The organism is Gilvimarinus sp. 1_MG-2023, assembly GCF_030548285.1.
This window is the reverse complement of record NZ_JAUOSC010000011.1, coordinates 93,976-108,165: the sequence shown is the minus strand read 5'-3', so window position 1 is coordinate 108,165 and position 14,190 is coordinate 93,976. Positions and strand designations below refer to the sequence as shown.

Sequence of the window (14,190 nt, the reverse complement as noted above, 5' to 3'; positions counted from 1 at the left end):
GGCAGTTCTCAATCGAATCGCCAAATGCAAAAAGCGCCAAAGACTCAGACGAGCCCCTGGCGCTTTTTTCGATTAACGCGTGTATTTACGTATTTACAACTCGCCATCGACCGCCATTTTGACGTAGCTCGCATCAAAGCGCAGCTGAATATTACTCTTATCACCCAGCACTGAGCCGTCTGCGAACTCCATACCCACAACATCGGGGCTAGGGCTACCTTCGCCAAGTAAACCCTTGTCAAAAGAGAACTCACGCACCATATCCATAAAGCTCATAATCTCTTTACTGCTGGCAAACTTATAAGCATCTTCAGGGGTATAGAACAACATAGTATCCGCCAGCTGTGCTTCATAACCGGCCAGGTCTGTACCCGCCTGCTCTGCCATATAAGTGCGCGCCGCAATAGCCTCGGCCGAATCGCCCTGCATTAAGGCCAAGGTTTCAAACCACGCCCCAACCAACGCTTTACCAAAGGCTGGGTTTGCTTCCAACACCTCGGTTTTAGCTGCCATCATATCAATAATTTCGCCGGGAATTTGTTTGGAGGTAAAAACCTCTGTCGCATCTTCAGCGCTATCTAAAATAATACCTAACTGCGGATTCCATACCGCCACAGCGGTAACATCGTCGGTCATGTAAGAAGAGACTGCATCGGCATCCGAGGTATTAATAACCGTTACGTCCCGCTCAGACATACCATTCATGTCCAGTGCACGCGCCAAAAAGTAATGCGAAACCGACAGCTCCACCAAATTGACATTGCGACCTTTAATATCGGCCATGCTGTCGCCGTTTTTAAGCACAATACCATCGTTACCGTTGGAGTAGTCGCCTAAAATTAAGCCCGTGGTGTCCACACCAAACGCGGCCGGAATGGTCAAAGCATCCATATTGGTCATGGCGCAGGCGTCGAATTCACCAGCGGTAAACTGATTAATGGATTCGATGTAGTCATTCATTTGCACCACTTCGATTTCAATATCGTACTTATCGGCCCACTTTTTAATAATGCCTTTATCCGTTGCGTAGGCCCAAGGCATCCAGCCCGAATAAATAGACCAAGCAACCTTAAACGACTTTTTCTCTTGCGCATGGGCAGCACTTACCCCTAGCACACAAACAATGACACACAGCGCCGTCGCCAGGCGCTTGGCACTCTCTTTAAGACTTAACAGTATATTCATCATGGATTTACCTCTCGGTATTAGAAATAAGATTTGGTATAGCGACACAGGGTTTCTCGCTCTTGTTCAAACCATTGGTTTGCCTGTGCGGTAGTGGTCGTTATTTGGGAATAACTTTGCATTGGCTCCAGTGTGTCAATACGATATAGGCGCTCAATGTCAGTGCCATCGCACAGCGTTACACATTGCTTGAGCGTTTTTCCGTTATCGGTAATGGTAAAGCCATCCAAAGGCAACAAGGGCTCGCCCACACGGTTGGGCTGTGTACTCATAGTTACCTTATAGCCTTTGGTTAAACTGCCCTGCGCCACTGAGGTTTCAAACTCAAACAGTGAGGCCAGAGCATCCCCATTACCGACTGCCGCAACCGCTTTCTCACGCAAAGCGTTAGCGTGCTCAGCGTCAATCGCGCCAGGCCTGGCCAGCACTAAAGCGGCGTAATCCCCGCAAACAATCAGCCCACCGCCGCGTGTTGTAACCACACCGGTGCTCAGATTTTTTTCCTCCGTCAGCCGCAAACCAATTAAGGGGCCGGGCTGACTCGGCTGCAAACGCCAGTCTTCTACATAAGCATTGCTGGGGCAAAATTCCATCATGCAATTGCCGATACGCTTTAAATAAGCCGGCTCTAACCAACGGCCGTGTAACTGCAGCGCCATTTCATTTTGCCAGGCCAGAGTTTCGCCATTCCACACACTGTCTGCCACCCAACCTTCGTAGTTGCCCAGGCGGCGCAATTCCACTGCGCTGTAGTCTTGCCAAGGTTTGGCCGCGACCTGTTCCGCCTCGATGGGCAGGCGCAAATCGATGGTGAAATTGCGACTCTGTAACCAACAGACATGGGTACTCAGATCAGTGTCGCCATTGGCAAAACTGATGCTGCGCCGCTTAAAAAAGCCCAGCATCCAATCTGGCACACCGCTGTCTGCGGTATAGGGAGACTGTTCGATTAATTCTTGTAAATGCACAACGCCCCCTATAAACCGTGATAGCCAAAGCTATCCACATTGCGAGCGTTTTCCGGCAGGCTAATCTCACCGCGTGCCAGCTTTTCTTTTAAATACCCAAAGGTATGAATGGTTTGTGCGTATAGGTGGTCACCGCATTTGATTGTTTCGTACTCCCGATCTTGTCGCCCTTTGGGCAATGAGGCGATAGGGGCGATTTCGGTTTCGTAATCGCAGGCACAGAACAAAGGAAATGAGTAACGTTCCTCTTTGACTTTGCGAACCCGATGCGAGGTTGCCACAAATTGACCATTGCTGAGCACCTCCAGCATATCGCCAATATTAATGACAAACGCGTCGTCTTGTAGAGGGACATCAATCCACTCGCCAGCGCCGTTGATAACTTCAAGGCCCGGAGCGGTAGGCAGCAAAATGGTAAAACACTCGTAATCGGTGTGAGCGCCAATACCGGGGCGGTCCGATGGAGCCTCGGCGTTAAAGGGGTAGTGAATCATACGCAACTGACTGGGAGGATGATTCACGTTGCGCGACAACGCATCTTCCTCCAGGCCCAACGCTAACGCGAAACCGCGAAAAAGTGTATCGGCCACCTTGAGCGCCGCACGGTAATAAGCTTGCACATCTTCTTTAAAGCCCGGAGCATCCGGCCACTGATTAGGTCCGAGCATAGGGTGCCGCCCCTGCTCACTGAGATAATCGTAGTTGACGTCATAGGCTTCTTTAAAATCGGGAGCGCCGTTACCGAGCTTTTCTTCACCCTCGGGAACGTAGCCGCTGTGATTTTCCGACTGACCGATATAGAAACGCATTTTTTCATCGAGTGGGCGAGCAAAATACTCTTGCGCCCGGTCAATTAAACGCTGGCGTATTTCGGGCGCCACACCGTGGCCGGTGATATATAAAAATCCGACATCGCGCGCGGCATCGCCCAGTTCATTCGCGACTTTCTGCCGCTCTTGGCTATCGGCACTAAACAGACCGGCAATATCCACACTCGGCAGCGCAGTAAACGCCGTATGGCTTGATGGGGTAGTGTCTGGCATTGGGGCAACCTCCTGAATAAGTTGGAATATTCAAAACGTCGCCTGGTCGTCCAGACAAAGAAACGGCAAGCCGCTCCGGGTCGTCCCGGATACTTCTTAGCGGATATACAGCAATGCTTATACCAACATATAAAAATGCGCCTAAATGCTTGATTTTTAGCCAATTAATACGCAGCACTCGATACAAAGACACATCGCCTGCAGACCCTAAATGGTGCGCACGCCCTTCGCCGCGCACCATTTGAGTCAATTTATAGAGCCCCAGCACCCATCAACATCTCTCAAGAAAATGCTCAAAATTAATGACAAGCTGCGCACCGACAACGGCGAGGCCATGCGCGACGCCTGCGTGCAGGGCATCACCATCAACTCCAGCTGGAGCGCCTATCAACAATTGCGCAGCGGCGAGCTGGTGCACATTCTTAAAGACTACCCGCTGGTGTCCAACATCTTCCTCTTATCCGTGCTCCGCACTGACTGCTTTCGTTATCCGTAGGCCGCCTTATTTATGCCCTCACCCAACTAGCCACCTCTACCCAACAAGGCAGCGTTGCAGTAATACTGCGCGCACGGCTATTCAATGTTTATCAGCCTGTTGAGTTCTCTCATAACTTTGCCGCCTTTTACTTCGTTCAATGCATCCGGATGAGGATCGGCAAATGCCCCTTTATCATTGTCAAAGTAAAGCCCAGAGGCCTGATCAAACTCCGGGCTCAAAGCAGCCTTTAACAGAATGTCGGCACCAATACTTAAATCGTTACCGGCAACACCAAAGCCCTCTTTCACCATTTTACTGGCGAGTAACGAGCCGGGGTTAACCGCGATTATCGCCGGCCCTTTGCTCTTCAGTTCAAGGCCAAGCTGGTGCGACCACATGGTGAGCGCCAGTTTGCTTTGCGCATAGGCTGCAAAGTCGTCGTTCAAGATTTTTTTGCCTGTCAGCGCCTGTAAATCCACCGGTGCCTGAGCGGCGGATGATAAATTAATGACCCGGCCACCGGGCGGCATTAGCGATAACAGGCTGGTGGTCAATAGGTAGGGGGCGAGAGCGTTCACCACAAAGCGAACATCCTGCCCGCTGGCATTAAGCGGTTGGGCAATGTTGTAAACACCGGCGTTATTGATAATCACATCCGGCGTGACACTCTGGCTTTTGATTTGTTGCACCATGGCCGCCACCTCGGCCAAGTCGGAAAAGTCCGCCCGGTAGGTGCTAATGGATACCGCACCACACTCGCGCAAGGTTTTTGCGGCGGCGTTTAGCTTGGCTTCACTGCGCCCGTGAATCAGCAGCGAGTGACCAAGCGCCGCTAATTTTTGTGCGGTTAACAGGCCAATGCCATCGGTGGCGCCGGTAATCAGTATCGCTTTGCTCATGGTGCTCTCCGTGTTTAAGGTTCACTAGGAAATGGTAATAACCACTTTGCCCATGCCCTGTCCGCTCTCGGCGTAATCGTGCGCGGCGGCGGTTTCGGCCAGAGTAAATTGTTGCTCGGTCAGTACCGGTTTCAGCTCACCGGCATCCACAATACTCGCCACCTGCTTTAAAATTTCACCGTGGCGCTCGCGCCCGACATTGTGCAGCATCGGCAATAACATAAACACAATATGCATGCTGGCGCCTTTAATATGAGCCAGGGTTAAGTCGATTTCCGACATGGTAGAGGTCGTTGCAATTTGGCCGTTCAGCGCAATCGCCTGAAACGAATTGAGCAGGTTGGCGTCGCCGACGGTGTCGTAAATCACATCGAAGCCTTTGCCCGAAGTGTGCTGCTCGACATACTCATCCACCGCTTGGGTTTTGTAGTTGATGCCTGTCGCGCCGAACGATTCAATCAGTTGCAGCTGCTTGTCGCCGCCACCGGTGGCATACACCTCGGCGCCTAATTGTTTGGCCAGCTGCGTTGCAATATGCCCAACACCACCGGAACCACCGTGTACCAATACTTTTCGCCCGGCGCTGACACCGGCGCGGGTAAGGCCTTCAAAGGCGGTAATGCTCACCAACGGCAAAGCGGCAGCCTCGGCCATGCTTAAGGTTTTGGGTTTGTGCGCCATCAAGCGCGCATCGGCGACCATGTACTCAGCCAGAGTACCGGGTAAGTCCGCCAGGCCACCGGCGCAGCCGTAAACTTCATCCCCTACGGCAAAATCCGTCACACCTTCACCGACCGCGTCAACGGTACCGGCAAAGTCCATTCCCAACACGGCGGGCAGAGCCGGGGCAAAGGGTAAGTCTTCCCCTGCGGTGCGAATTTTGTAGTCCACCGGGTTAACACTGGTGGCGGCGATGCTCACCAAAACATGGCCGGGCTTAACCTCGGGCTGGGCGATCTCGCTCAAGGTAAAATGTTCACTGCTACCGTACTGGGTTAAGGTCATTGCTTGCATAGTGTTCTCCTGAAAATTAATTAAAAAAATAAAGGGTGCGGACAAAGTTTGCGGGCCGGGTTGGGCCGCTTATACCAATGGCACGCTGGGAAATTCGGGCAATACATCGCGGGCCAAAACCTCCAGCGTCGCTTCAATAGGGGCGCGGTTAAATCGCAAATTAAGCGCCACATGATTAATGCCTATGTCTTGCAGCGCGTGCAGGCGCTCCACCAAATGGCGGCTGCCCACGTGTAGCCCCAAGTGAATTGCCTCGGGTTTTGCATCCGGGTTTTCGGCCAAATCGATATACAGCGGCTGCATAACCGGCTTGGCAGGCCCGCCGGCCGCTTTTACCCGCGACCGCCACGCATCAATAATGATTTTTTGTTGGTCGGTAGCGCGCGGGTAAAGCATCCAGCCGTGGCCGTTTTGCGCAATCCACTCGGGCGCCTGCTGGCTGGAGCCGGTAATCAGCAAAGGCACTTCGCGCGCGGTGGGCTTGGGCAATAACTCCAGCTCCGGGCTCAGTTGGCCGTAGCGGTTATTGACCTCGGCCGGGTTGTGCCAGGCGCTCTGAATGTATTGCAGGGCATCGCGAAAGCGCTCTGCGCGATCGGCAAAGGGGAGGTTCATCGCCGGGTACTCTTGCGGCCGATCGCCCGAGGCCACGCCCAACAGCAAGCGCCCGCCGCTTAACTGATCCACACTGGCCGCCGCTTTTGCCACATGGGCGGGGTGGCGCAGCGGCAGCACAATGCTGGATACCCCCAAAGCAATATCAGAGGTTTGAGCCGCGAGATAACCCAGGTACACAAAGGGATCATAGACCTGACCGGCATCGCCAAACGAGGGCACATTAAAGGGCACATCGCGCAGCCAAAGCGCGGCAAAGCCCAGTTGCTCGGCCAGCCGGGTACGCTCGATATGCGCCTGCATCGCCGGTACCGGGTTGTCTGGGTAGCGCTCCAAGGGCGCTACTAAACCTAAGGTTAAGCGCGAGGGACGAAACACGCGGGTATAGGCGGCGTTTAGCGTCTGAAATGACTCGGCAATAGGGGCAAATGTATTCACAAAATGGCTCCTTCGGCTCGTAAAGCTTTGCGCTTATCGATAAGGGCCAGTATATTTATACTTGATCTTGTTGATAATGCCGTATTTTAAACAATCACTTTTAAGATTTCGTTGATAATATTATGAACATAGAGCATTTGCGCCTATTCGTTCGCGTGGCGAGCACACACAACATCAGCCAGGCCGGCGAAGAGCAAAACCTGTCGCCGGCAGTGGCCAGTGCCTATATCAACAAGCTAGAGAAGAGCTTGGCAACGCGGCTGATACACCGCACCACCCGGCATGTATCGCTCACCGAAGACGGCGAGGCATTCTTACCCCACGCCGAAGATGTGCTCGCCAGCGTCGAGGCGGCCGAGGCCGCCATAGGCCGGGGCAATCACGCCCCCAGCGGCACCTTGCGTATCACCGCCCCGGCCTCTTTCGGGCGCATGCATTTAATGCCGCAAATGCATGACTTTATGCGAGCCTACCCCAACCTGACCATCGACTGCCGATTCTCGGACGCGATTGTCGATTTGGTTGAAGGCGGTTTTGATATCGCCATTCGCAATGCCGAGCTTAAAAACTCCAGCCTGATCGCCCGCAAGCTGGCACCGGATAACCGCATACTCTGCGCCGCGCCGTCCTACCTAGAAGAGTTTGGCATACCGCAAACACCGCACGAACTGACTCAGCACCAATGCCTGACGCTCACCGGATTAGACACCTGGCGCTTTACCGGCCCCGAGGGGCCAATCGCGCTCAAAATTAAGGCCAAACTGCGCACCGACAACGGCGAAGCCGTGCGCGACGCCTGCGTGCAGGGCATTGGCATCACTATCAACTCCACCTGGAGCGCCTATCAACAATTGCGCAGCGGCGAGCTGGTGCACATTCTTAAAGACTACCCGCTGGTGTCCAACACCTCCCTCTGGGCCGTCTACCCCAGCTCGCGGCAACTGGCACCCAAAGTGCGGGCGTTTATTGATTACTTTGCCGGCTTATACAGTGGAATACCTTACTGGGAGCAATAAAGCATCATGCTACACTGGCGCCTCATGATGAAACCGCCACACTCTCTTGATGCCTAACTCCAACACGCCCGCCACTCGCTTAGCCACCCGCCTCGGTTTTTTAGTGGCGGGGTTTGGTATTGCCTGCTGGGCGCCGATGGTGCCTTTTATTAAAAGTGATTTAGGCATTAGCGAAGCCATTCTGGGTGTACTGCTTTTGTGTATTGGTTTTGGCTCTCTGGTTGCCATGGTGTTAACCGGTATTATTGCGGCGCGTATTGGCAGCCGGTCGGTGATTCTGATCAGTGGCTTTGCGCTCGCATTAATCTTACCGCTCTTACCCTACGCCGCTAGCATTGAACTGCTCGGTGTTGTTTTATTCGCATTCGGCGCCGCCATGGGTTCACTGGATGTTGCTATCAACCTGCACGCCATTGAAGTGGAGCAAGCATCAGACCAACCCCTTATGTCTGGTTTTCACGCCATGTTTAGCTTGGGTGCGTTTATCGGTGCGGGCTTTATTACCTTGCTGCTGTCATTGCAATTAAATTTATTATCCGCGTGCCTGGCAGGTACCGTGATCATGATTGGGACAATGGCTTTTTCCGCCCCCAACTTACTGCATGACCGTCCACCCGCAGGCGATACAACACTGGCCATGCCCCGCGGAAAAATTTGGCTTATTGCCGCGCTTACCGCCATCGCCTTTCTAGCCGAGGGCGGCATTCTCGACTGGAGCGCGCTGCTTATTGTGGCAACGGAAAAAGTGCAGGCAAGCCACGGCGGTTTGGGTTACATGTTGTTTGCGATTGCCATGGTAGCGGGTCGCCTTAACGGTGACCGACTCGCCACCCGCTTTGGCGACTACCGTTTACTCGTCAGTAGCGGGTTACTCTCGGTTGCGGGCTTTGTGATTTTACTGGCCATCGACCAAACAACCGTTTCACTCGCAGGTTTTACGCTAATCGGTCTGGGGCTCGCCAACATTGTTCCCGTACTGTTCCGCCGCGCCGGCAAACAAAAAGACATGCCCCCCGCACTCGCCATCTCCGCCGTTACCACCGCCGGCTACGCCGGCATCCTCATCGGCCCAGCACTGATTGGTTTTGTCGCTGAATGGGTAGGGCTTACCACGTCCTTCTGGTGTTTGGCCGGGTTGTTAGTTTTGGTAGTGGTAAATGCGAAAGGGAGTTGCCGGTGAATTAACGGCCGGCAAATTTCTCAGAAATGTGACTTATAGTCCGTAGACCTTGCAGCCTAGCCGTACAACAATAATCCTGTAACCACGACAGGAGAGCACGCCATGCAATACGAACTTATTGCCGAAGGTATCGGCCAAGCCAACCAACACTACGAAGAGGCTGCCGAGGAGCTTGCCCACGAGTTCCTACGCAGGCGTTATATGGAGCTGGAAGATGCCTATAACGTTTATCAAGCCTACCTGCAAAACGCCGAATCCGAAGACGGGAAGCTATGGCGAGAGCTGGAGGTTTATGCGAATCAGGTGTTGTATGGGGAGATGCATGAGAACTCTTTGATTACGATTGAAGTTGAAATGCTTAAGCCTTCATAAGCTCTGGGGGTAGATACGCCAAGAAATATAGGCGCCGCTAACGCGGACTTAAATTATAAGCTCGTCTCGCCGAGCGTGGCGAGTGACTTTTCTTTGCTTGGCCAAATCAAAGTAACCAAAATGCCGTTCCTGCGTATCCATACACCCACGGCATTAGTGCGTCCTTGCACGTCAAAGGCCACCCCAGCATCTCAGCCCTTCGTCGCTGAGCGTCCGGCCAGCAAGCACAGCTTACTGTTGTTCGATTACGCACAAAGTGGTACTTTGCAAACGCTAGATCTCACCCCTCGCTACAGCCTATTTTAGCGGGCCGCATCGACACGCCGTGGCCCAGGCCAGCCTCTCTTACTTCGCAATTCACCTTCTCCGTGGCGTGGCGATGCTTGCGCAAATGCAGCCCAGGCTGCCCTCTCTTGCTGTGCAATTCACCTTGCCTCTATTTTCTTACCCCTTAAAATAGGCCTACGCTCGGCTGGCTGCAGGGGACCTAAAAGCGGTACTTCGTAGTAAAGTGAATGAGCATATTTATGCGTCTATAGCGTTGACGCCACTTCGTAAAAGCTTTTCCTCTTGATATGGCTAATTATTGCATTTGAGTTTAGGGATGTGACTTATAGTCCGTAGACGTCACTTTCCTCAGGCGCAACAATAATCCTGTAAGCACTACAGGAGAACACGCAATGCAGTACGAACTTATTGCCGAAGGTATTAGCCAAGCCAGCCAACATCACGAAGAGGCGGCCGAGGAGCTTGCCCAAGAGTTCATACGCAGGCGTTATATGAAGCCGGAAGATGCCTATAACGTTTATCAAGCCTACCTACAAAATCCCGAATCACAAAACGGAAAGCTTTGGATTGAGCTGGAAACTTATGCAAATCAGGTGCTGTATAGAGAATTGCACGGGCATTCGATACTAAACATTACCATTGAACTTTGTAAAACCTGAAGCTTATCGTAGCTTACTCATTTAAGTGCAACATTTTATTAAGCTTCCAATAGGGATTCTATATACTCCACCAAACCTTCAACACTATCGAAAGCCGTTTTAACAGACACCATTGTCACTCCTGTTGTATTAGATTCCTGTCCATGGGCGATCCCATTACGCCACTTAACAATTGAGTTTATATGACCTTTTCGCTCATCTTTTGATAACAGCCAACCTTCAAAATCCTCTCCCCACTGACTATTAAAGCTGGAAAGGATAATCTTAATATTTTCCGTAGTCATATTTCGGGATATCGGCCAAGTCACCTCAACATAGCGTAATATTTTCTGATTGGCACCTTTTGAAGCATAATGCAACAACAATTCTTTTATTGCCTGCTCCAGATAACCAGAAGTAAGTACAGCGAGGTACTTCGCGTTATGAGAAAGAGCTTCCGGATCGGGATTTCTCTCCTCGGAGTAAATCCTGAACAAATTATCAATTCTTGACTTATACCTCCTGTACGACTGGTGACGAGCTCTCGACGTCATTGCATTCACCTTTCAAATATTTCCATTGCAATTCTTATTCTATTCTTAACATTTTCGGTATCGTTAATAAAGTCAGAGGTTGCATTCTTGTACTGCTCACTTTCTAAGATCTCATCTATCCTTATCAAAAGATTTGAACTTTGGAAATCACCGTGGAAAAGTCTTGACCTCGCAAACCCAACCATAATTGCATCGAATTTTGATAGGAGAAAAGTCCCACCTTTCTTGAACAAACTTTCTCCGCCCGACACTAATAAACCACGCACAGTCGTCTCAAATATTCTACGATACTCGATCGCTTTCTCACCACTTATACGTCTATTGACCTCCATAAACTCGTCTAAAAAGCTAGGCATGGGCGCCTTATATATCTCAAAACTTTCGTAGAGCGCAAAAAATCTTAATATAGCTTCAACATCCTTATATCGATTATGAACCGCACCGAACAGCTTTCGCCAGCTTGCGTCTTCATTCAAGTCATGCAATAAATCATCAAATTCCCCATGAAATATACAGGACCTTACTTCCTGATGCTGCAACGGCTTTCCGCTAGTGTTCAATCTCCGAAATATTTGAACTACAGCTTTGTTATATTCATATCCATAATCATCACTATCCGAAGCAGGATCCGGTCTTATAACAATACTATGAAGAATAGAATCACTTAACGCTCTCGCATCCGACTCATCTAGAACTTTAGATCTAGATGATTTAGCAACATCAGTATTAAAATAGCGACCTCTTAGATCTTCATGTATTTTCTTGCTATTCGATATTGAAAATTTTCCAGAGAGGTATCGATCTAGCGTCTTTAGCCTTTGCTGCCCATCGACAATATTCAAAGTTTTGGAATCACCATCTTTCGCCAAAAAAATATTGGGCACCGGCAAACCTAGTATTAAGGACTCGATAAATCTAGACTGCTCCGTAACACTCCAAACAAACCCCCTCTGAAAACCAGGAAGCTTTATATCTCCTCGCCTAACTCTTTTAACAAGTCCCTCAACATCACTATCCCACCCATAACTTGACACTTCAAATCTCGAAGGCTCATCTGACTCACTGCTATCCGCCTCTTCAACCTCAGTTATTTCTGAATTTTCATCAACACTAGCGGCAATATCAACTTGGCTCGCTTCTTCAATAATATCTATGAGCTCACCATAATCGGCCGCTCTGGATGGTTCATTATTTGTAAGATTTAGAAGAATAATTTGTTCATTCGAAACAAATAAAGCAAACACCTCCTCTGGCTGTGCAAAATTAGTAAATCGCCCCGGCCAAAATCTTGGATCACCGTCTTTTGTCTTAGGCCGATAGAGAGAAATTTTTGTTTCGAACTGACCACCATCACTAAGCACCACACAAGGAATAAAAACCTTACCCTCCGCCCCCTTATTTTGTCTTTCGTAATCATGAAGTTGCTCATCCCCTAGCAGCTTGACGATGGGTTTGGTAGCGTCGATTATATGATGATCGAGAGCATTTCTTGTTAGAAAGACTAGAGCATAATTAATCTTCCTCTCCTTTAACCATACCTCCCATTTTAACTCATCGCTATTGAGCACTCTATCTCCCATACAATCACCTCATCCGTTTTTTCGAACTTCATTGCTGTAAAATCATTCTAAATAACTAGCAGCATATCCTATGCCGGTCAAAACTACAGAAACTGACATAACTAAACTCTAATTAGCAAATTAGCCAAGGCATTACCTACGGCCAAGCCAAGCAACGGAGGAACCGCGTTGCCCACCTGCGTATACTGAGGAACTTCATATCTTCGCATTTGGCCACCGGTAGTAACCTTGGAACGAAAAACAAAATCATCAGGGAAAGACTGAATTCTTGCCATTTCCCGAACAGTCAACGTTCGAAGCTCAGCCTCATCATAATGACACGCATCATCAGGTATTGACAGCGCAGCGGGCGCTGGCAACTTAGAGTCCAGTGCATTTTGAGTTCTTTTTTTAGTAGTATGAGCATGAAAAAACTCTATTAAATTTGACTTTTCACCATGCCTAAATAACTTATATGAACCATCTTTCAGCAAGAATCTGTATTCCCTCAACTCACCCCAAGCACGCTCACTCAACTCAGAACTCATACCCTTAAGAACTTGCAAGGCCTCTCGCTCAGTTGCTTTTGAGCACTTTTTAATTATCTGATATATTCGAAAGCGTCGCCGGACCGAATCACTATTATTTCTAGGTTCGTGATTAAATATTTCTTTTCTTTTTTTCAGAAATGAAAACTCCCTATTAACACTCTTTACGAACCTCGACTTACCAGAAGGATTAGAAAACTTTATATCGTCCAAAGCATCTTTTACTGACACCTGATTTTTTATCACCAAATCAGACAAAAAGGATTTTTTCATCAAATCTAGATCTTTATCTCGTAGAACATCAAAGTACTTTAAGTCCTCCAAGCCTACAGACTCGGGGTTTTTTCTTACCTTTCCGACAAACTTTTCTCCATACGAGAAAAGTAGTTTTTCACTATCGTTAAGATTTGGCCTGAGAGACCTATAGAAATCCAGACGAGCTCCAATCATTAAAAATCTTGGTCTATTCTGAGGAACACCAGCTAAACGAGCATTTACATGCAAACATAAAGGCACATATCCGATTTCAGCAAAAGCTTTCGCAACTTCAAACCAGGCATGGTAGCGAACACCTCCTTCAGTAAACGCACGCAGAATACCCGTGACGTTTTCGAGAACGGCAAAACGAGGCTTTATCATTTTTACAAATTTGGCAAATTCCCACGGAAGTACGTTCTTATCACAATCCTTTTTCCGTAGTCCAGCCATACTAAAGCTTTGGCATGGAGGCCCTCCCGAAACTAGATCGATACCACCGGCGCCGTAGCCATCCCTTATTGCCATTCGCAGGGAAGTTCTTTTTTCTAGAAGCTTATTCAATTCAACAATGCTTCCGACAACTAGCTTTCCCTTCATTGACTCTATGTTTGAATCAATGTCTGAAAATCCCTCATCGATACCGGGAAATTGAAAGGGGTTTTCTCTTAAGCGCTTTGATATATCTATAGTGTCATACTTGCTTGAGAGCCATTTTACTGATTCCGGCACCCTGCCAACCACTGCATAATTTTCAAGATCTTCGCCAAAGAAGTTATAGGCGAAAGTTTCTGCAGCCATTGGAGAGAGCTCATTAGCCAAAACCAGGTTAAAACCAGCTTTTTCCAATCCTAGAGAAAGACCGCCACAGCCAGCAAATAGTTCGATATGGTTCAAAGTAGGGTGCCCATTTAGAGTTAGTTATGCCGAGGCGTATTCTAAAGGAATTCACCCGTAAATTCCAGGAGGGGGTTATTGACACTAACTATCACAAACGGTAATCTAATATCTAGGCTTCTGAGAGCAGCCTTCAGCCCACTCTAGTAAAGACCCCTCGCGTCCTCTCGTATTACAACATCAATTCGGTTAGAAAGCTTATTTGTGGGCAGTAAGTTTGCACCTTCCGAACATAGACTGTTG

At 49.4% G+C, this 14,190-nt stretch carries 14 protein-coding genes; 5 read left to right on the top strand and 9 right to left on the bottom strand.

Annotation, left to right across the window (positions count from 1 at the left end; genetic code table 11):
• Nucleotides 1–93: 93 nt before the first annotated feature.
• The 3 genes from Q4563_RS12505 to Q4563_RS12495 are packed head-to-tail and all read right to left on the bottom strand — an operon-like array spanning nucleotide 94 to nucleotide 3,196.
• Nucleotides 94–1,188 (bottom strand): putative urea ABC transporter substrate-binding protein, encoded by a 1,095-nt coding sequence (locus tag Q4563_RS12505; protein WP_303604714.1) that lies wholly within the window; start codon nucleotides 1,186–1,188, stop codon nucleotides 94–96.
• A gap of 17 nt (nucleotides 1,189–1,205) precedes the next feature.
• Nucleotides 1,206–2,153: a hypothetical protein gene (locus tag Q4563_RS12500; RefSeq protein ID WP_215975060.1), complete on the bottom strand. Its 948-nt coding sequence runs from the start codon at nucleotides 2,151–2,153 to the stop codon at nucleotides 1,206–1,208.
• Nucleotides 2,154–2,161: 8 nt separating this feature from the next.
• The gene (locus Q4563_RS12495; RefSeq protein WP_215975061.1) at nucleotides 2,162–3,196 is read right to left on the bottom strand and encodes an isopenicillin N synthase family dioxygenase; all 1,035 of its coding nucleotides are present in this window, start codon (nucleotides 3,194–3,196) and stop codon (nucleotides 2,162–2,164) included.
• A gap of 211 nt (nucleotides 3,197–3,407) precedes the next feature.
• Between Q4563_RS12495 and Q4563_RS12490 the strand changes: the two genes are divergently transcribed.
• Nucleotides 3,408–3,692, top strand: coding sequence for a hypothetical protein (locus tag Q4563_RS12490; protein ID WP_303604713.1), 285 nt, complete (start codon nucleotides 3,408–3,410; stop codon nucleotides 3,690–3,692).
• Between the two features lie 77 nt (nucleotides 3,693–3,769).
• On the opposite strand, the gene Q4563_RS12485 is transcribed toward Q4563_RS12490, so the two are convergent.
• From Q4563_RS12485 to Q4563_RS12475, 3 genes are all read right to left on the bottom strand, one after another.
• Nucleotides 3,770–4,573, bottom strand: coding sequence for an SDR family NAD(P)-dependent oxidoreductase (locus tag Q4563_RS12485; protein ID WP_303604712.1), 804 nt, complete (start codon nucleotides 4,571–4,573; stop codon nucleotides 3,770–3,772).
• Between the two features lie 24 nt (nucleotides 4,574–4,597).
• Entirely contained in the window at nucleotides 4,598–5,587 is a 990-nt protein-coding gene (locus tag Q4563_RS12480; RefSeq protein ID WP_303604711.1) for a zinc-dependent alcohol dehydrogenase family protein, read from the bottom strand.
• Between the two features lie 69 nt (nucleotides 5,588–5,656).
• Nucleotides 5,657–6,640, bottom strand: coding sequence for an LLM class oxidoreductase (locus Q4563_RS12475; protein ID WP_303604710.1), 984 nt, complete (start codon nucleotides 6,638–6,640; stop codon nucleotides 5,657–5,659).
• Between the two features lie 122 nt (nucleotides 6,641–6,762).
• Here Q4563_RS12475 and Q4563_RS12470 point away from each other — a divergent pair, with 122 nt between their 5' ends.
• From Q4563_RS12470 to Q4563_RS12455, 4 genes are all read left to right on the top strand, one after another.
• A complete protein-coding gene (locus tag Q4563_RS12470; RefSeq protein ID WP_303604709.1) occupies nucleotides 6,763–7,656 on the top strand; it encodes a LysR family transcriptional regulator in 894 nt (297 codons plus the stop codon).
• Between the two features lie 49 nt (nucleotides 7,657–7,705).
• Nucleotides 7,706–8,836, top strand: a complete 1,131-nt coding sequence (locus tag Q4563_RS12465; RefSeq protein WP_303604708.1) for an MFS transporter — start codon at nucleotides 7,706–7,708, stop codon at nucleotides 8,834–8,836.
• A 102-nt stretch (nucleotides 8,837–8,938) separates the two neighbouring features.
• A complete protein-coding gene (locus Q4563_RS12460) occupies nucleotides 8,939–9,208 on the top strand; it encodes a hypothetical protein (protein WP_303604707.1) in 270 nt (89 codons plus the stop codon).
• 680 nt (nucleotides 9,209–9,888) lie between these two features.
• Nucleotides 9,889–10,155: a hypothetical protein gene (locus Q4563_RS12455; protein WP_303604706.1), complete on the top strand. Its 267-nt coding sequence runs from the start codon at nucleotides 9,889–9,891 to the stop codon at nucleotides 10,153–10,155.
• Between the two features lie 38 nt (nucleotides 10,156–10,193).
• Here Q4563_RS12455 and Q4563_RS12450 read toward each other — a convergent pair whose 3' ends face one another.
• From Q4563_RS12450 to Q4563_RS12440, 3 genes are all read right to left on the bottom strand, one after another.
• Nucleotides 10,194–10,688, bottom strand: a complete 495-nt coding sequence (locus Q4563_RS12450) for a HEPN domain-containing protein (protein ID WP_303604705.1) — start codon at nucleotides 10,686–10,688, stop codon at nucleotides 10,194–10,196.
• Between the two features lie 5 nt (nucleotides 10,689–10,693).
• Entirely contained in the window at nucleotides 10,694–12,256 is a 1,563-nt protein-coding gene (locus Q4563_RS12445; protein WP_303604704.1) for a DUF262 domain-containing protein, read from the bottom strand.
• Between the two features lie 113 nt (nucleotides 12,257–12,369).
• Nucleotides 12,370–13,947, bottom strand: a complete 1,578-nt coding sequence (locus Q4563_RS12440; protein WP_303604703.1) for a DNA cytosine methyltransferase — start codon at nucleotides 13,945–13,947, stop codon at nucleotides 12,370–12,372.
• Between the last annotated feature and the right edge of the window lie 243 nt (nucleotides 13,948–14,190).